Here is a 17,795-nt window from a genome sequence, read left to right as displayed (position 1 = left end):
AACTATATTAATAATTAAGTAATAATTTATTAATATCAAATCTTTACATACAGTAGCATTGCAGGCTATGGAAATTATCAGGCCTATACTAAGTATGAATAGTTATAATGACCCTTGAGATAAAATACGCTGGCATAATGAAGAACACTTCTCCATTGATGACGAAGTTGAATTTCATTTGGTTTCTTGGGGGAGTCCAAAAAACATTATTGAGTTTGGGGTATATCACGGGGCGAGTCTCGTTTTACTCGATAAGATTTACACCCCTGAATCCATCATAGGCATAGACAAACGTCGAGAACATCCAGCCTTAAGTCAATACCGAAAGGGGCCTTCAGCACTCTCTGTAATAGAGCCTTATTGTGGAGTCAAGCAAGAGCATACCGACAAGATCATTCAAATATTAGAATCACACTTCCCCCAAAAAAATGTAGACCTGATTATTGATGATTGCAGCCATTTATATGAACCAACAAAAGCCACTTTTTTGACATCATTCCCTTATCTAAAGTCATGTGGGATATACGTCATAAAAGATTGGGGGTGGGCGCACTGGCCGGGCGAGTTTCAAAAGAAAGAGTTATTTCCCGGAACTCCTTTAAGTAAGTTTATTTTCGAATTACTCATGCTTCAAATCGTCATTCCAAATGTCATAGCTAAAATTGAAACTGATTATAATCACGTTGCTATTACTAAAGGAGAAGAGAGTCGCCCCAATAACCGAAAACTATTTGAACTCATAAAATGCAAGACCTCGATTCACATTGAGAAACAATGATAAGTTCCTACACTATATTAGCTCTAGCTATGACTTTAAGTTCATTAGACAAATGGATTTCACGAGTCTTTCTTAAGAAAAATCCTTTATGTAATGAATATTTACTAGCCTATCAAATCACATGCAGTTTACTAGCTGCTCTGTTTGTTATCTTCGAAATCGAACAAATCCCTACAAAATTCGACAATACAAGTGAATTTTGGGAGCTGTTGCTTTTAAGTATATTCAGTGTTTTCTCATGGCTTGGGTTTGCGTACTCAACCTTTAGGGCTCGTGCTTCAATTGAATTAGGCTCTGTCTCGATAATCTCTAAAACAAAGATCATTTGGAGTGCTCTGTTCGGGGTTAGCTTTTTAAATGAGACACTGACTTTCCTTCAAATGACTGGCGTTATACTGATACTTGTCGCTTCACTACTCATCAGCACAAGTAACAACATGAATCTTCTTTTTTCAAACAATCTACACGCGTGGCTCGCGCCAATCTTTCTCACTCTAGCCATTGGTTTTGATAAAGTACTTACGTTGTACTTACCTACTAGCGTTATCCTTTTTATCGGTTTTTCTGGAACCGCTTTTTTGACGCCTCTACTATTTTCTCTTAAAAGTGCTTAACACTAGCGCTTTTAGTTTAGTCATGGTTTTATTCCAAGGAGCCTTCATCCTCGATATTCTTTTTGGTTACTTCTTTTTAAAAGAGCGCACGAACCTTAAAACGAAAATAGTCTCTTGTTTAATCGCTACCCTTGGTATTTTGACTTTGGCTTCATAACGTACACTTATTTACAGAACTCCAAGTGTGACTCCCCAAAACACAAACTTCACCAAAAAACCTAATCTTAAAATTTGATGATTTTAAAACATCCCCGAGCGATACATGTTAGTCAATTAACCATTGTTGTTACAGCGTTTATAGCATATAAATCTCGCTGTAGAAAAAGGCCTAATTGAGAGGGGCTTTCTACTACAAACCTAATCGATTAATAGAGTTTTGTTAGAAAGCCTACTTAATGTTAGGCGTGGCTAACTATTGTTGCACTCTGCTCTCATTTTACACTCCCCCGTCAACCTCCCTTGGGAATCACATTAAATAATCTAAATTGATGCGTGAGCAGAAATTAAGCTAGCGCAGAATCCCTATCGTGATACTGATTTAACTCATTTGGTGTTACGATAATAAAATGAAAAAGACCACGCCAACCCCACATGATGCCCTCTTTAAGCAGTTTCTCACTCATCCAGAAACCGCTAAGGACTTATTGGATATTCACCTGCCTGCTGAGCTGCGTGAAATCTGTGATTTGACGACCCTAAAACTCGAATCAGGCAGCTTTATTGAAGAAAGTTTACGGCCTTACTATTCGGATGTCCTTTATTCTCTTACAACGTCTCAGGGGGAAGGTTACGTCTACGCGTTAATCGAGCACCAGAGTCGACCAGATAAACACATGGCATTCAGACTAATGCGTTACGCTATCGCCGCCATGCAGCAACATATTGAAGCTGGCTATGAGCGTTTACCTCTGGTGATCCCGTTGCAGTTTTACCATGGTAAGGTCTCGCCCTACCCGTATGAGATGAATTGGTTAAAAGGGTTCGTTAACCCTCTTATAGCTAAAGCGCTCTATACTCAAGATTTTCCATTAGTCGATGTCACGGTCATCTCCGATGATGAGATAATGCAGCATCGCCGCATCGCATTGCTTGAGCTTGTCCAAAAGCACGCAAGGCATCGGGATATCATGGATTTCTTTGAGCCTCTGGTCACATTGCTCTTAACCGATTACACTACAGATAAGCAAGTACAGTCATTGATGAGCTACTTACTCCAAGTGGGTGAAACGAACAACCTAGAGGCGTTAATTACGTCACTAGCCTCATCAGTACCGAAACACGAGGACACACTTATGACTATTGCAGAACAATTGCGCCAACAAGGCGAGCAACGTGGCCGCCAAGAAGGACGTCAAGAAGGACGCCAAGAAGGACGCCAAGAAGCCCTCAAGGAGATGGCGCGCAAGATGATGCTTAATGGTCTAGATCAGGAAGCCATTATGGATGTCACAGGATTGAATAAAGACGAACTAGCACAACTTTCTCATTAGCCGAGAAAGTATAAAGCCTTGCTAGTTTAAGGGCGAGGCTCCTGCTTTACGAAGACAACCCTCACGAATAGCGCTATCACTTCGCTTTCTGCTATAAAATTGCTCGATTCCGGCCCAACTTGATGTGAGACATGCCTAGCTCTCGTTACGCTCAACTCTCATTCTTTTGACGACACGAACGACCGTTCGTGGTGACACTCCCACAAACTTAGCTGTTTCATTGATGCTCATCTCCTTAAGAACTCGAAGTTTGTAGATTTGTTCGTGCAACTCTAAATCGGGCCTTCTTCCTCGATACTTGCCCATTGTCTTAGCTTTATCTATGCCTTCCTTTTGGCGTCGACGTCGATCTTCGTAATCTTTACGAGAAATCGCCGCGAGCATATCCATCATCATGTTATTGATCGCTTTAATCATCGAATTCGTGAACTCATCGGATATTTCAGGAGCCATGGCGATGTGACTAGTTGGTAAATCCAAGCTAATGACTTTCAATTCCTTCTCGTACAGCATTTCTTTCAATTTAGACCAACTAGATTCATTTAGACGAGAGAGTCGATCAATCTGCTCAATCATGATCAAGTCCCCTTTTTTAGCATCACTTAATAATTGCAGTAATTTAGGTCTTTGCAACGAAGCGCCAGATTCTTGCTCAACATACCAAGCAGCAATACGAAGTCCTTTTTGTTCAACAAATTCTGATAAGGTCTTTTTTGCTCTTTCTGCATCTTGTTCGATAGTTGATGCTCTTAAGTATCCAAATATGTACATAATTTTGATTAAGTGACTTTTAGGTTATGATCTAAATAGGTATGTCATTTATATTATGACATTTAATGGTTAGGTGCAATTTTCAACTAGTGACAATAAGGTATACCCAAACAACATACCCTCCTTCTCAAATTTAAAGTTTAATCATTGCTACAAGGAATAATAAAAATATGAAATGAGAAATCAAAGACTCAGCCAAATCCAAAAAGAGATATTAAGTTGTTTGGCAAAGGGATTCGTGAAGGGAGTCAAAGAAGGTAAGTCTACGGTGGTCAACCATGCTATTAACCAACTTCTTAGGAGAGAGGTCCCTCCAAACAACTTCCGCGTATCTTGTGAAATTATTGAGGAGCGAGGGCTAATCAGGCGCAAGAAAGTAAATTTAGATTGGTATATTAACATTACGCCCGAAGTATTTGATAAAGCACTTTAAGGGCTAGGGTTTATAAATAGAGGTGCATATAGAGTCATTTACACCACAATTTCCGCCTCCGCTGAAATATGAAGAAGCGCATCTTGCTGTATTACAATGAAATCAGGGGGCGATTACGAGCCGAGGAATGCATGTCGACCGATTTCCTAACAAGCCGCTTTACCAAAGTAGTCAATAGCCTACGGAGCAAGATATCAAGCACACAATCAACAAAGAGTTAGGGTTCAGTCGGACAACTGTGTAATCAATTATTAGTAAGCTTAATTACAAGCCTGTGCTTTAGATTTAAGCCAAAATACTAAAATCACCAAGTACACAATCATGTTGATCAGTAATGCTGCCTGTTAAAGTCGTTTCGCAGTATGAAAATTTAATATTCATATCATCCACGTTTCCGCTCACTAACACGTGGCGCCTTAAAACATCACCATTAAGTTGGTGAATAATCCCACCCCAAGAGAGATTATCTTTAAATAAATTAAATGTGATCTTCATACTATTCCTATTTATTATTTATCGTTTTTTTCTTTTGTTGTTGAAACCAAAAAAGTTTACGGCCTGTTGTTCGAGACATGGTTGATCCTTATTTATTTTCGTTAGATATAACGAAGCTAGCAGTCTTTTAGAGATACTACTATTGAGATATATTAATAATTTTATTTATAAAAACGAAGTAAATAAGAAACGTAACGACAAATACAAAAAGTATTGGGAGAATATTGGATATTTTCGTGGGGAGTTATAAATAAGTACTCTAAGATGGGGGAAGTGACGCAAGCGGTATCTCCGCTCGCGCCTACTTAAAATCTTATGCAGCTACAACGTTTGCAGCTTGAAGACCTTTTTGGCCTTGCTCTACTTCGAAAGACACTTGTTGGCCTTCTTTAAGAGTCTTGAAACCTTCAGATGCGATAGCACGGAAGTGAACGAATACGTCAGCACCGCCGTTGTCTTGAGTTAGAAAACCAAAACCTTTCTCTTCGTTAAACCATTTTACTACGCCATTTGTTTTGTTAGACATATTGTGTCCCTTATATAAGATAAAAATTAATCGCAAAATGCGATGCGCTGAGAGCTGGAATTATTTAATGTATCTATGAAGCTAAGGGAAACACTGAGGAAAACAACAATAACGAGGAATTCTGAGGGTTTTACTTTTACAACTTGATGTTTCATTTAATAACTCTGAACAACAGAGCGATAACATTATTATCCATTATCTCGTTTTTGTAAAGGTTTAATTTGAAGTTAACATATATCTTCCTGCTGCCCTGCAAAATACGATTTTTTACAAATTCACCTACACTTTTATCCCGAGACCTTATAAACAGTCGTCCGACTACACCCTAACTCTTTACTGAGCGCAGTTTATTCATGCCTTGGTTTGCAATCTCTTGAATGAGTTGGTGAGCGTCTTAGAGGTGCCTCCCTTCTGAGCGCGCGCTCTGCCCACATCACTGTTAATATCCAAATCGCCCAAGTAATGAAAGACCAAACCGGCTTTCTTTCTCGCTAGCTGCTCAGCAATTTGCAAAGCATCAATGGTATTACGATCAAAATACGGTCGACTTTAGTAACGTGAATAACATCCCCTTCCCTCGCAAAGTCCAGCAACAGGTTAAGCAGTTCTCTCTCTGGGGATTCCCCCCCTCGCTTGCTCTTGGTGAATTTTTCATAACCTATAGCTTTAACCTGTTCAAGTTGAACGTCGAGCGTTTGGTCTTGAATACTGACACGGACATAGCCAATTTTCATGAAATGAACCCTAAAGTGAACATTAAGATAGTTTTAATTAAGTGTACATATACATTTAAAAGACTAACTGGACAGTTCTGAGAGGGGTAACAAGTCGTATCCACTAAATTACACCTTTATGGACACGCCATTGGATTAACCGTATAACTAAAATCATACAAATCAGTTAAAGCGTTAGATTCGTTTATAATGAACGAAAAGGAGAATATTATGCAATCACTTACTGCTAATACAGCTAAAACTAAATTTGGCGATTTACTAATGAAGGCTCAACGTGAACCCGTACAAATCAATAAGAACGGTTCACCGGTTGCGGTGATGATGTCTTGTGAAGAATATGAGCAACTTGAAGCCCTGAAATTGATGGTGGTGAAATCGCGCTTCGAACAAGCAGAGGCCGATTTTCTATCAGATAACCTAGTCGACGGTGACGATTTCATGAATGCACTTGACCAAGGTAAATTTGATTAATGACGCAATATAAGCTTTCTTATGCAGCGCAGTCTGATCTCATTGATATTCGTCGCTATACATTAGAGCGATGGGGGCAAACACAATGGACCACTTACTTTTCAGAACTAAAGTAATCAATGGAATTACTGGCTAGCAATAAGTTGATCGGCATAGAAGTTTCAGAGTTGGGCCAAGACTACTTCCGCTTTCCTTCGAAGCACCATGTGATTTACTACATTCGAAAACAAGAGCTCCTCATTATTGCAGCCGTTTTTGGTAAGCACATGTCTCCCGCCAAACACTTTTCATAACTCTCTTAACCCTTAGCTTCATATAGTCACGCAGCGTACTCGGCGCTTCACCCTCTCGGCTTGGCCCTTCAGTCTTCCGAGAATCATTCCGTTTTTCTTTCTGGCGGCGAGCGCTTCCTTCGTTCTCAGCGAGATCAACTCACGCTCGATTTCTGCCGCAATTCCTAGCACCTTAGCGGTGATATGAGATTGCCTCGAGCCATATAACTGTAAGTTTTCCTTTGCAATATAGACATTAATTTTCTTTTTCATGCACACTTCGAGTACCTCTAGTACTTGTAACGTTGAACGTGCAATTCGACTGACTTCAGCAAACACAATGCAATCTCCGCTCGTCATCCCCTCTACTAACACACCTAACTTAAGTGGTCGCCATTTTATCTTGCCTATCAAGCCAAAGTGGGCAGCCAAGCACACCGATTTTAAGCATCATCCCCAACGACTCGCCCCTCGAGTTAGAGTTACTCCTACCAGCCCGTTCTGCTGGTTTTGTTCAACAAGGTGATACCGAGCCTAGGTTGCTCATTGCGAATGCGACAGCGATCGGGTTGCAACCTTCAATGTTAAAAGTGTCATATGCCAGTGAGATAAGCACTTCTAATACTAATGAAGGCCCAGACAAGAAGAGTGTTACATTATCGCTTGAGCGTGAATTCCCCCTCGATGATAAAGAACCAATAACCGGACGCTCTCACTCGCTGCTGCTTCAAGCTCAGTTGCAATGCCGGCATCCACCTGTAGTAATCCGCTACAATAATGAAATAAACAACCAAACTGGGAGAATATTATGTTTCCATTTGAAATAAAAGTTAGCCATAGGACGGGACTCGGCAAAAGGCCAGACAGAAGTTTTTTACTTTTACCCAAATTTGGCAACAACCCCTATCCCCACCAACTTACCTCTAGATTTTTTGTAAAAAAGCACATTAGTTAAAAATTACTGTCATTCTAACTATCATAACCAAGACGGATTCCTACCATAAATGACGAGTTTATTCAGGTTACCAGCCGCGGTATTGAAGCTATTGGTCACCCTGGCTAATGCAGGGGCTTGAGGTCTGAACACTCTCCCTGAAGTTGCGGGTAGGTTGCGGACGTAGTTACCTGGCCAAGCAACCACTCTAGTATTTAGATGATTGGCTAAAGCCTGCCCTTGAGAAAACATGCTTCCTCCGGTCGCCCCGAAACAGGTTTGCAAATTAAACCTCTGAACGCTTCGCGCGCCCTCTGGTAGATACTCCGCAAGCCGTCCAGCTGTTTTAAAACCATCTGGCGTCATGGTTAACCCAATCCCCCCATGGCTGTAGACATAATCGTCGGCGCTCCTGTAGATAGCTGCTGTTCTTTGATAACCTGGTGAGCGCTGCCTTGTTATGGTCGTGAGATCTTCAAGAGGGGACCAATGTCTTAACTCAACCATCTCCATCGCTTGGCGTCGTGTAGCCATCAATGCTCTTCTGCTACGAGCCACCCCGATCCCTCTTCCTGCCCCAAACGTTACAAGGCCTATTACCGCCCCAATTCCCGCATTTAAAGCGGCATCTTTGGCACTTGAGCCAGTCGCCAATTCAAGACCAAAGCTAACTGCACTTGACACAGAAGCATCAGCAATCGCGAGGCCCACTTGTACACTGGTTTTTGCTCCCGTTGCTGCCGCGCCAAATCCTCCTGAGATAAAGCCAAGTGCGGCCCCAATCCCAACTTGTTCCCATTCAAAATGCGTATCCGTCACTATCGCACGAATTCCTTCTGCAGTTGCGGAGATGCCCGCCCCTAGAATTGCCCCTACAATCGCCCCTATAATTAAACTGGATATCGCAAACTTTCCGCTGGGATCACGCAAATTCACAGGATCGCCAAAACAATAGCTATAGGAGTTACTCCCTCCCTCTCCAAAAGGACTCAACACATCTGCAGAATGGAAGCGAGTCAAACCTGAACTATAAATCCGAAAACCATTGCCTAAATGATATAGCCCTGAACCAATGTCGCTAATCTCACGTTCGCCATTAAAACCTAACCGACTCTGAGAAAATTTAACAGGCACAATTAACCCTGAAGATTCAAATTTTGATTTAAAGGCTTCGCCAGCTAAGAGAAATCTTGGAGTAAAGTAAATAAACGGGGATAAAGCAGCCAATGAGGTGGAATACTTGATAAAAGTTCTTTTTGATAGATCTATATATCTTTGATTAACACCGGATGAACCATAATTCTTATTCATGATAAACATTTCCTCTATAAATCACGCCTTCACCTCAACCTTGTCCATAGGGGGTGTACATTTTGTATTCTGTCGAAATAGTATCATCGCCATGGTGTGAGGTTAGAGTAGCGATAGCACTATGTTGGGCGTTTCCTAGTAAGTATTGATGTTCAGCAAGATGCACCGAGGTATCATAATTTGAAGGGCTGATATTAAACTTGAGGTACGAAGAAATAGTACGGTCCGTCCATAAACCACCCACGTTATGGTAACAAGTGTGCCATCCATCGTATAATTCGTTGACTATCTGGTCACCTTGATAATAAAGCTCCATCTTGGGTTCGTCTTGCCCAATTTGCGCCACTACACGCCCTTGAGCGTCGTATTCGAATTGATAAGACTTGTTGTTAATAGGCAGAGAAGTTGAATTCAATTGACCAAGAGCGTCATAATGATAAAGCGCCCCCCGCTCATCTTTAGTTATGTTTCCTGATGTGTCATAAGTTAAGTTAGCCGATTCAGAGTAGCTAATGTGGGTATTAGAGATTGACGTAAGACGCACCACGTCATCAGTATCATAAGTATATGTACAAATATTGTCGGTACCGTCTGAAAAAAACGTGATAAGTTTGGTTATATTGCCGTACAAGTCATAACTATATTGCTGTCGAATGATTTTGTTGCCAAATGTATCTTTGGGGTGTTCAAAGCCATCACACTGATAATCAACTAGTCGATGGAAATCATCGTATGACATTTTTTCAACCGTTGTTTTGTTGTCTCTTTCGAGTGTCTTTAGGCTGATTTGAAGTTCATCGTTATAAACTTGTTGCAAAGAAAACTGTAATTGAGAGTTTAGATGAACACTTCTTTTCGTTTCTAGTCCGACATCGTTTAATTCTAGTTTAATTTGAAGGTGATCATTTCCCCTATAAGTATCACATCCGACCAAGCGACTATAGTGATCATAATTTAAAGTGCTGAATGTATGGACACTCTCATTATTCGAATCTTGCTTAATATATTCGATATAAAACATTCTTCCGTAGCGGTCATAGCTGTATCTAACGACGTTACCAAAATAATCGTGCTTAAAATCCAGCCTGCCTGAAAGGTGATATTGTTCAAAGCTAAAAAGTCTAACAGACGTATTGGGGAAAAACGCCATCTCCTCTCTCGTCATCCCATCTTTAAAGTACACATAAGCACTGATGAGATTTTTATTCTCTGCACGTACTAGATGACCAGATTTTGCGTCGTAGTGATAGGTGACATTCAACGCTTCGTTGCCTGAAACATTATAGGCCGTGGCTTTCTTCAAATACTTATTGTACGTTATCTCGAGTTCATTACCATCCGCCATAACAACCCTCGTGGGAATTGGAGAAGCCCCGCTAAAAGACTGTTTTTCAGTTCCAGAACTCGACACTTCAGATACCATGCGAGATAGCCCGTCATACACCCTAATCCCAATGGTTTTATTATTAACACTGGTTTCAACAGGCAAAAGATCATGGCTGTAACGGACGTATTTTTTTGATATTTCAAGCGTTTCACCATCGTAGATTTGACGTGTTGAAACAACTCGGTCTGCGGTATCATAGGTGTATTCAACAGTATGACTTTTCTGGTCTGTGCTCGACACCAAGTTGCCTAAGGCATCATAAGTATTCTGGAAAAACGCTAACCGTTTCCCATGACTGTTGAGCAGCTCCTTTGTTAATAAGTTACCCATTAAATCAAAAGAACGAATTTCTGAAAGCAAACCTTGTATCGAATAGTTTATAGTCATCTTGACGGGGTTTTGCTTGATGACTTCTATCCTTCCCTCTGGGTGGGTGATTTTACTAAGGTTGCCTCTGGCATCGTATTCGTAGTTAGTTACCATTGAAGAACTGGTCGAAAAGTTATCAAATTCTTGCTGCTCAATCAATTGACCCAGGCTGTTATAGCTGAGTTCACTCAACACGATGAGTTGACCATTAAGATCACTTCGTTTTGTCTTAATGACCTTGCCTGCATTGTTGTAGTCTTCGACGCTTTGGATACCGGTAGGCTCTATGCTCTTCAATTGATTGAGCCCATCACCAACACGATAGACATACTTCACTACCGCTTCATAATCCGTCCCTTCCGCCTTTATCTCTCGAGTCCGCCTACCAAGAAGATCGTATCGACAACTTGAGATAACTCCTTCACTATCGACCCACTGAACGGCTTCACCACTCTTTAAATCATGCTTGACTTGGGTGGTAACGACTAAATTATCATGTGTTGTTAGTGCGCTTGTAATTTCAACATCTTGGTCGGTATAACGGTACGACAAGTCCTTTCGTGAAACAAAATCATTGATAAAAGTAGAGGTTTTTTGTAATTGACCATGAGTAAGCTCTTCAACATTGTTAAAGTAAACATAATCTACACGACTCAGAGAGCTCTCTTCATGTTTAAGGACGACAAAGTTGCCTCCTCCGATGCGGGGTAAGGATTGGTAGGTGAAGACACTTTTCCTCTCTTGTTCATGACTAGTAATAGAGGAAGCTGGCTGGAAAGTTTCTTCCTGCAGGAAGGCAACAAACCCATTAGGCTCTGGAGGGCATGCTTGACCCTCTCCTGAAGAGGTGTAATAGACTCGCTTCGTTTGATCACCATTTACCTCTCGAATTAAGGTTTGATTCCCATAATCATCGTACTGATACTTATGGACAAACGTTCTAGAATCAGAATCTTCATAGTGAGTTTCATGTTTTTCCTTCAGAAATGAGTAATTGGCTGGTTGATGCTCAATACTGGTATTTATCTCCGCGTAATAAACGTACTCTTCTTTTCTGTAAAGAACCTCATTGTGGCGATATTCTATAGATTTTTGTAAATGATATTTATTATAAGACCGTGTTATGGATTGCGTGCTATTTATTTTCTCGACACTACTATACTCATAGTCACTCCTAGATTTGAATAGAGTATCTTCTCCATTGACGAACGCGGCTTCACTAGCAAAACCGAGATAGTTTTTATCTGAATAAGTATAGTTTGTTACTCGGTCAGGTTGATTATTCCCAGCGACAAATCGATGCATAGTCACATAAGGGACTTTACTGACCGGCCCACCGCTCGGAAAGCTGTGCCCTTCATTTTGGTAAGTGAGGATTTCTTTCAGGCCACTGGGATGAGAAAAGACTGTCAGGAGATCATAGTTAATATTACTCAGGTATTCGTACTCAAAAGTGATATTCGACTCGTCATCAGGTAAATGAAGCGTTGTTAATCTTTTATAAATACCATTGCTTTCTTTATCAACAACCAGTGTTTGATAGGTTTCTCCACCTACAACCTGTGTGACCGTTGTTTTTAAGTCTTCAGACCAATAATCTATCCGTAATTCTCTTCCTGAGCCATCCGTTATTTTCCACAATTTGCTAGTTTGGTCACTCTCTCTATAGTGGAATGTTGTTTCCAAGCCTTGGATGGAGGTGATCTTTTTCAAGGCTCCCGTTTCATAGTCTATCGATTCTACAATCCCACTTTTATAGATAACATTAATTTCATTATTACTGAGAGAATAGAGTAACTTAATATCTTTAATTTTTCTGTATGGGAGTTTATATTCATTAGTCTGATGATTATAAATCGCTTTATAATTTTGTCCTGAGCTCAGGTAAATAATACTATCTTCTTTGTCAAAACGACTGAAAGAAAGAAGCCAGCCTCTCCCAAACCCTTCATCTCGAACACTTTCGGCACGATAGTTTAATACCAAGGAAATGGGAGAACCTACGGTTTTATGTGATATAAAATCAGCGAGCCTTATTGAACATATATAAGCCCCAGTCCTAGGATCGACACCTGAATTATTAATAATTGAGAAGTTATGTGCATTCGATAAAAAAGACATTTTATTAATCACCTATTAATTATGTTCACTATGTATTCTTCTTAAATAGTACCCTTCCTCGAAATAATCATTGTAGCTAGTTCTTGAAAAACTAAAGTATCCTCTATTGCCAAATTTATCTTCGAAATACACTATTTTTCCATCAGGACTAATACTTTGGTTCCAGTCATAGGGAGGAAATGCTTTAGAGATGTTAGCAGAGTTGCTGCTGTAAATACCGCGCCCAAATGAGCTGACGAATATAATGGCCTCATCTGTATTGAGATCGCCATAGACAACCCGGTCTTTCCAGCCAGTGTCATAGGTAGTTGAAAATGGTATGTTGATATGGCCAGCATCTGTATCATATATCCAGTATAAGGCGGAAGAGGACTGGCTGTTGCTATAAGTCCCCAGCAACCTATGGTGGTCATTATTAAATCTCAGCCCCCCTTCTTGCCAAACTTTCTGGAGCGTAAAATTGTTAGGCTTATACTTCTTGAGATGAAGAATGGCCCCATCACTCCATCCGCTATTGCTTGTTTCGTAGGTAAAATCTGAACTGGTAAAGGTTCTTGGGGTCAACAATTCGACGATGGCAGAAGATTTGTTTGTGGTTCCATTACAAGTATTTTGGGTAAGAGATTCACCAGTGATATTATTGGTGGCCGTCGCTTGGACACACAGATGATAAACATCTGCACGGTTACCTGAAACAAACTTAGAAACACTCCTATAGCCTTCTCTTCGTCTGTTTCGGTTACTTCCATCCTCAAGCCTGATATCTAATACATACCCGCTGTGAGAATCTGAGACGGAGAGCGAGTCAATCGTTTCCGCCGTATAGAGTTTTTTGAGACTTACATTGTCAAACGTGTAATTAGATTTCAACTGATAATAAATTTCAATTTCGGCCTGCATTCTATTATTGGCGTATATTTTAGAATTTGGCGATAAATTCACATAGGTGCCTTCAAGATAAAGCCTCGAAAAAGGTTCCTCTCTAGGTCCAGTGGAAGAGCAAAAAGCGCTATTAATATTAAATAAAAAAGCGAGTAAACATAGTTTTTTAAATGAATTTGTTTTTAGAAATTTCATATATTATATCCCATATTTTATCACAATGATAAAATATATATTTAATCTTTATTTTTATAATAATTAATTTATAATTTATAATGAAAAATTTAGAAAAGCGCAGTAATAATGTATATACAGAAGAGAGTTTTAACGAATCCCGCCCTCTGGCCAACTTTGAGTTCAAATGGCAAAACTTCGCCCTAACCTCCTTCTTTGGTGTGTTCGCTGGTATGCCTCTACGACTTTGAGCTCTGCCAATCTAAGTTATACGTTGGCCGAACACGGCATCCTTGTTAATCGTTCTACGATTTACAGCTGATTGGGGTATTGAACACATTTCCCCGAAAAATTCATCCTCCATCTAATTAGTAGACGATTTGGGAATCTTGCATGCCAATAGCGGAACTGGTTACATCTCAACAGAAAAATGTCCTCAGCAGTACTCATGTTCTTTAGGTTTTAAGCTCGTTACTTGATGGATTAGAGGTTGATATCGAAAGGGAAGTCCCACAAGATCCGTTGAGAGCAGTGTTTTATTTTCTCATTATTTGCTCCCGGCCAGCTTCCATGACAGTAACCATCAACGATCTCATATGTCGTTTTTTTCTTTTTCCTATTTTGCTCAGAACCCCAGCAGAACACATCACTTGATTTGGCATTCACACATGCTCAGATTGTTACGGTGTTCACCTTAACTTCGCCGATCCCGCCTAGAACCTCTCCCTTTAACGCCCTCCTTAATTCGTGAAAGGGCGACCTTAGCCTACGTCAGACGTGATAAACCTTATAGCTCTTAGTCTTCTACAACGGCAAAAGGCAAATCATACGCTCCTTTTTGCATAACCTTTCGGCATAATTAAACCTAATTCTAGGTCGGAAAACCCCAAGCGGGCTAATTGAACTGGCCCCAAGTTTAGAGAGAGCTTTACCTGCCCTGATTCGAAAAGAAGAAATCTGAGGGTTGGGTGGTAACACTCACTCGATTACGACTTATGTCTTCCTCTGGCATAGAACTAGCAGATTCTCCCACTAAGTATTAGGCTCATCCCTCTGCCGTGTATTGGACTCGCCCCGAAGGAGCCTCTGTCGCGTTTCTACTTCGCTTTCTACTTCGGATTAAAGAAGTTATTAAAGCCTTGGTGAAGATTAAGCACAGATTGCTGGAAGGCGATTGAATCATATTACTTCAACCATTGGTATTTACGCGATTTCTTGGCAACTGCAAGTAGTGGCTTGATGTCCTTTTTAGGATTCAGCGTGACACCATGCTTGCGGTGCATATGAGACTTTAAATGTAGAGCTTTGTTATACGCTTTATAGCTATAACAGTTTCAACCGACTCAAATCTGTGCGTACCAGCTGTAACGAAAAACTCTCTGGCTATATCTACTTCCTCGCCATTCAAAAGCCTGCAGGCTATGCCGATAGGCTTTGTTGCGTAATTCAATAGAACTAAATCAAGAACCTACGATCTGATCAGCTACCTCCACTCTCACTCGTAGCTCTATGCCTAAACCTCGTTACAAAACAACCAACTGGCAGCAATACAACCAATCACTCATTAACCGTGGCTCTCTGACCTTTTGGATTGATGAAGAGGCGATTAGCGGGTGGGAGCAAAGCAAACAGAATAAGCGCGGTAGGCCACGTCGATTCAGTGATTTAGCTATCACGACAGTACTCATGGTGAAACGCGTGTTTTCTATGCCACTGAGAGCGTTACAAGGATTTATCAACTCGATATTTAGACTGGCCCATGTTCCATTAAACTGTCCGCATTACACCTGCATCAGTCGTAGAGCAAAGCAAGTTGAGGTCTCATTTAAGACAAAAACGAAAGGAGCGATACAGCACCTAGCCATTGATGCGACTGGCCTAAAGGTTTATGGCGAAGGTGAATGGAAAGTCAAAAAACACGGGACAGATGGCAAGCGTAGAGTCTGGTGAAAGCTGCATATTGCCGTTGATACAAGCACTCATGAAATTATTGGAGCCGAGCTAAGTTTATCGACGGTTACAGATGGAGAAGTCCTCCCTAACTTATTGAAACAAACACGCCGAAGTATCCTTAAGGTGTCTGGTGATGGCGCTTACGACACGAGAGCATGTCACGCTGCTATTGAGATTAAGCGAGCCGTTGCGCTTATTCCCCCAAGAGAAGGGGCTGCCTTCTGGGAACGTGGTCATCCTCGAAATCTCGCCGTGGGTAGCCAGAAGTTATACGGCTCAAATAAGTATTGGAAAGAGCGGTATGGATACCACAGACGTTCACTCTCAGAAACAGCGATGTATCGAGTTAAACAGTTACTAAGAGGACGATTGAGCTTAAGAAATTACAATGCGCAGGTGGGTGAGACTTACGCGATGATAAAAGCGTTGAACAAGCTTACTGGGTTAGGTATGCCTAAAGCTTGTCGTATTAACTAAGAAACACACGAAACGAAGTAGCTCTATCTCTAAATTTAATTACGCAACAAAGCCTATCCTCGCCCTAAAAGCGGGCGAGGATTTACGGAGAAATTGCTAACTGGAAATTGAGAACCTCAAAATTATCCTATAAAATTTATTCCTAACGAAGCCGCAAATTCCACCTGCTTCCAGCTCGATCTAAATCACGATCATTTTTAATCCGACCTGGGCGACTTGCCCCTCCCTCCTCTCCTCGACCACCTACAACCATAGCTAACATTTCTAATTCTTCTTGCGATAATAAAGGATGATTGTCAAATATAACTCGTTTCATTATTAAACCCCTAATTTTATTACTAATAATCTTAAAATTAAACAAAAGAAATTAATTTTAAATTATGATTACATTTAAAAAATTAGTTAATAAGTTAATAAGTTAATAAGTTAATGTAAATTATATTAAAAAAGAATAACCTTGAATTCTAATTTCAGCACCGAGCCTACTGCATAAATACAACGTTGCTCATCTTCTTTGAAAATAACGTCTAACGCCCAGGACTCTGGCTCTCAATGTGCCAAAGTTTTCTTGTCGCTCTTGAGCGGCTTTGTTGAAGCGCTCATTTAATCGCCAATTTTTGAGTTGAGAGCCTTTTCCTATATTCTTATCATACCTTGATGTATTCACTCTCATAATCATACCTTACAAACACAATCAATCCAGGCGTCAACACTTCAAAAAAACACACCTACCGACAAACCAATTATATTGCGTGACCGAGGGCGGATTGATATCTGATTATCAGGCGACATTATGGATAATTGGCAGAGTGAGCAACGCACTTAAACTAAAAGCAGTTAGGTGTTGAAAAACCCATCCTTCGATAATTAGTCTCAAGAACATCCGAGATCATAAAAGCAGTAACCTTCTTTATTTCACCTCCGCCTTTCTTTAAATCTCGAATTATCTCCCTACCATTTTCAACACTCGCTCTTTTAACCGCTCCCGGTCTATTAAGCCTAGTGTTAACAATGTTATCGGGGTCTGACATCACTTGAGATATGCTTCTTTTTTCTAATGCAGTCCAGTCCTTAACCTCACTAATCACTACATTTTCACCTTTATATGAAGTTGAAAAGTATAATTTATTAGAATCTATTACATCTGAGCCCAAGGTATCAGAGGCACTTTCTAAAAAATCGTCATTGAACTGCAAAGCCTCTGTTACGCTACTTTTAGTACTTTCATTTGGAAATGGTATTTTACCTTCCTCAATATCAGCCAAAATATTTTTGTTCTTTTCAAGCATACTTTTTACATTCTCATATAGCTTTTTCCTAGCTTCTGAATGTTCCAAGGGTTTATCTAAAACTAACTTTTCAGTAGAGAAACCGACTTTTGAAAGCCTTGCCTCCCCATTTTGAATTATTATTTTCGGCCTGATCGAGTCTAATTCACTTGGATTTATTTTAGTTACATCAATTTCAAGACTCCCAGACATCGAGCTAAATGAAATTGCAGAGAGTAGCAATATCAAAAATGTATTTATAATATATTTAATTTTATATTTTCTTCCCATCATGATTCACCTCTTCAAGGAGTAATTGGTCTATGGTAATCCGG

The 17,795-nt window shown here is 40.3% G+C and carries 12 protein-coding genes and 6 pseudogenes; 7 read left to right on the top strand and 11 right to left on the bottom strand.

From position 1 onward, the window contains the following. The first annotated feature begins 178 nt into the window (after positions 1–178). From BCU07_RS22775 to BCU07_RS22765, 3 genes are all read left to right on the top strand, one after another. On the top strand, positions 179–778 hold the full coding sequence (locus tag BCU07_RS22775) for a class I SAM-dependent methyltransferase (RefSeq protein ID WP_102428395.1): 600 nt from the start codon (positions 179–181) through the stop codon (positions 776–778). Beyond that, positions 775–1,392, top strand: a complete 618-nt coding sequence (locus tag BCU07_RS22770) for an EamA family transporter (protein WP_372165043.1) — start codon at positions 775–777, stop codon at positions 1,390–1,392. Before BCU07_RS22775 ends, BCU07_RS22770 begins: the two co-directional genes overlap by 4 nt. 566 nt (positions 1,393–1,958) lie before the next feature. Further along, complete coding sequence (locus BCU07_RS22765) at positions 1,959–2,882, top strand: Rpn family recombination-promoting nuclease/putative transposase (protein WP_102428396.1); 924 nt, start codon at positions 1,959–1,961, stop codon at positions 2,880–2,882. A 135-nt stretch (positions 2,883–3,017) separates the two neighbouring features. Here BCU07_RS22765 and BCU07_RS22760 read toward each other — a convergent pair whose 3' ends face one another. Next, a complete protein-coding gene (locus BCU07_RS22760) occupies positions 3,018–3,653 on the bottom strand; it encodes a recombinase family protein (protein ID WP_017103703.1) in 636 nt (211 codons plus the stop codon). A gap of 175 nt (positions 3,654–3,828) precedes the next feature. On the opposite strand from BCU07_RS22760, the gene BCU07_RS22755 reads away from it, so the two are divergent. Further along, entirely contained in the window at positions 3,829–4,086 is a 258-nt protein-coding gene (locus BCU07_RS22755) for a hypothetical protein (RefSeq protein ID WP_016800084.1), read from the top strand. Between the two features lie 285 nt (positions 4,087–4,371). Here BCU07_RS22755 and BCU07_RS22750 read toward each other — a convergent pair whose 3' ends face one another. The 3 genes and pseudogenes from BCU07_RS22750 to BCU07_RS22740 form a co-directional block, all read right to left on the bottom strand. After that, complete coding sequence (locus BCU07_RS22750) at positions 4,372–4,581, bottom strand: hypothetical protein (protein WP_016800083.1); 210 nt, start codon at positions 4,579–4,581, stop codon at positions 4,372–4,374. A gap of 313 nt (positions 4,582–4,894) precedes the next feature. After that, positions 4,895–5,107, bottom strand: a complete 213-nt coding sequence (locus tag BCU07_RS22745; RefSeq protein WP_102258025.1) for a cold-shock protein — start codon at positions 5,105–5,107, stop codon at positions 4,895–4,897. Positions 5,108–5,394: 287 nt separating this feature from the next. Then, positions 5,395–5,841, bottom strand: a pseudogene (locus tag BCU07_RS22740) (recombinase family protein). A gap of 210 nt (positions 5,842–6,051) precedes the next feature. Between BCU07_RS22740 and BCU07_RS22735 the strand changes: the two are divergent. Continuing rightward, positions 6,052–6,312, top strand: a complete 261-nt coding sequence (locus BCU07_RS22735; RefSeq protein WP_017101801.1) for a type II toxin-antitoxin system Phd/YefM family antitoxin — start codon at positions 6,052–6,054, stop codon at positions 6,310–6,312. Continuing rightward, positions 6,312–6,605: pseudogene (locus tag BCU07_RS22730) on the top strand (type II toxin-antitoxin system RelE/ParE family toxin). Before BCU07_RS22735 ends, BCU07_RS22730 begins: the two are co-directional and overlap by 1 nt. A 45-nt stretch (positions 6,606–6,650) precedes the next feature. Here BCU07_RS22730 and BCU07_RS22725 read toward each other — a convergent pair. The 5 genes and pseudogenes from BCU07_RS22725 to BCU07_RS22705 form a co-directional block, all read right to left on the bottom strand. Next, positions 6,651–6,992 (bottom strand): annotated as a pseudogene (locus tag BCU07_RS22725) (recombinase family protein); the annotation flags it as partial. Between the two features lie 568 nt (positions 6,993–7,560). Next, positions 7,561–8,829, bottom strand: a complete 1,269-nt coding sequence (locus BCU07_RS22720; RefSeq protein WP_016800081.1) for an RHS repeat-associated core domain-containing protein — start codon at positions 8,827–8,829, stop codon at positions 7,561–7,563. 34 nt (positions 8,830–8,863) lie between these two features. After that, the gene (locus BCU07_RS22715) at positions 8,864–12,706 is read right to left on the bottom strand and encodes an RHS repeat protein (protein ID WP_102428397.1); all 3,843 of its coding nucleotides are present in this window, start codon (positions 12,704–12,706) and stop codon (positions 8,864–8,866) included. Positions 12,707–12,721: 15 nt separating this feature from the next. Then, positions 12,722–13,783 (bottom strand): hypothetical protein, encoded by a 1,062-nt coding sequence (locus tag BCU07_RS22710; protein WP_016800079.1) that lies wholly within the window; start codon positions 13,781–13,783, stop codon positions 12,722–12,724. A gap of 1,091 nt (positions 13,784–14,874) precedes the next feature. Then, positions 14,875–15,045, bottom strand: a pseudogene (locus BCU07_RS22705) (virulence protein VsdF); the annotation flags it as partial. 226 nt (positions 15,046–15,271) lie between these two features. Here BCU07_RS22705 and BCU07_RS22700 point away from each other — a divergent pair. After that, positions 15,272–16,192: pseudogene (locus tag BCU07_RS22700) on the top strand (IS5 family transposase). 465 nt (positions 16,193–16,657) lie between these two features. Here BCU07_RS22700 and BCU07_RS22695 read toward each other — a convergent pair. Then, positions 16,658–16,773, bottom strand: a pseudogene (locus BCU07_RS22695) (ISAs1 family transposase); the annotation flags it as partial. Positions 16,774–17,019: 246 nt separating this feature from the next. Further along, on the bottom strand, positions 17,020–17,754 hold the full coding sequence (locus tag BCU07_RS22690) for a hypothetical protein (protein WP_017103568.1): 735 nt from the start codon (positions 17,752–17,754) through the stop codon (positions 17,020–17,022). Between the last annotated feature and the right edge of the window lie 41 nt (positions 17,755–17,795).

It is taken from the genome of Vibrio sp. 10N.261.54.E10, assembly GCF_002877735.2.
GTDB classification, from domain to species: domain Bacteria; phylum Pseudomonadota; class Gammaproteobacteria; order Enterobacterales; family Vibrionaceae; genus Vibrio; species Vibrio crassostreae_C.
This window is presented reverse-complemented; position numbering and strand designations above follow the sequence as displayed.

What these genes read in the sequence shown, in the direction of transcription:
- BCU07_RS22770 (WP_372165043.1), top strand. Translation starts at nt 775, where the DNA reads ATGATAAGTTCCTACACTATATTAGCTCTAGCTATGACTTTAAGTTCA.
- BCU07_RS22765 (WP_102428396.1), top strand. Translation starts at nt 1,959, where the DNA reads ATGAAAAAGACCACGCCAACCCCACATGATGCCCTCTTTAAGCAGTTT.
- BCU07_RS22760 (WP_017103703.1), bottom strand. Translation starts at nt 3,653, where the DNA reads ATGTACATATTTGGATACTTAAGAGCATCAACTATCGAACAAGATGCA.
- BCU07_RS22755 (WP_016800084.1), top strand. Translation starts at nt 3,829, where the DNA reads ATGAGAAATCAAAGACTCAGCCAAATCCAAAAAGAGATATTAAGTTGT.
- BCU07_RS22750 (WP_016800083.1), bottom strand. Translation starts at nt 4,581, where the DNA reads ATGAAGATCACATTTAATTTATTTAAAGATAATCTCTCTTGGGGTGGG.
- BCU07_RS22745 (WP_102258025.1), bottom strand. Translation starts at nt 5,107, where the DNA reads ATGTCTAACAAAACAAATGGCGTAGTAAAATGGTTTAACGAAGAGAAA.
- BCU07_RS22735 (WP_017101801.1), top strand. Translation starts at nt 6,052, where the DNA reads ATGCAATCACTTACTGCTAATACAGCTAAAACTAAATTTGGCGATTTA.
- BCU07_RS22720 (WP_016800081.1), bottom strand. Translation starts at nt 8,829, where the DNA reads ATGAATAAGAATTATGGTTCATCCGGTGTTAATCAAAGATATATAGAT.
- BCU07_RS22715 (WP_102428397.1), bottom strand. Translation starts at nt 12,706, where the DNA reads ATGTCTTTTTTATCGAATGCACATAACTTCTCAATTATTAATAATTCA.
- BCU07_RS22710 (WP_016800079.1), bottom strand. Translation starts at nt 13,783, where the DNA reads ATGAAATTTCTAAAAACAAATTCATTTAAAAAACTATGTTTACTCGCT.
- BCU07_RS22690 (WP_017103568.1), bottom strand. Translation starts at nt 17,754, where the DNA reads ATGATGGGAAGAAAATATAAAATTAAATATATTATAAATACATTTTTG.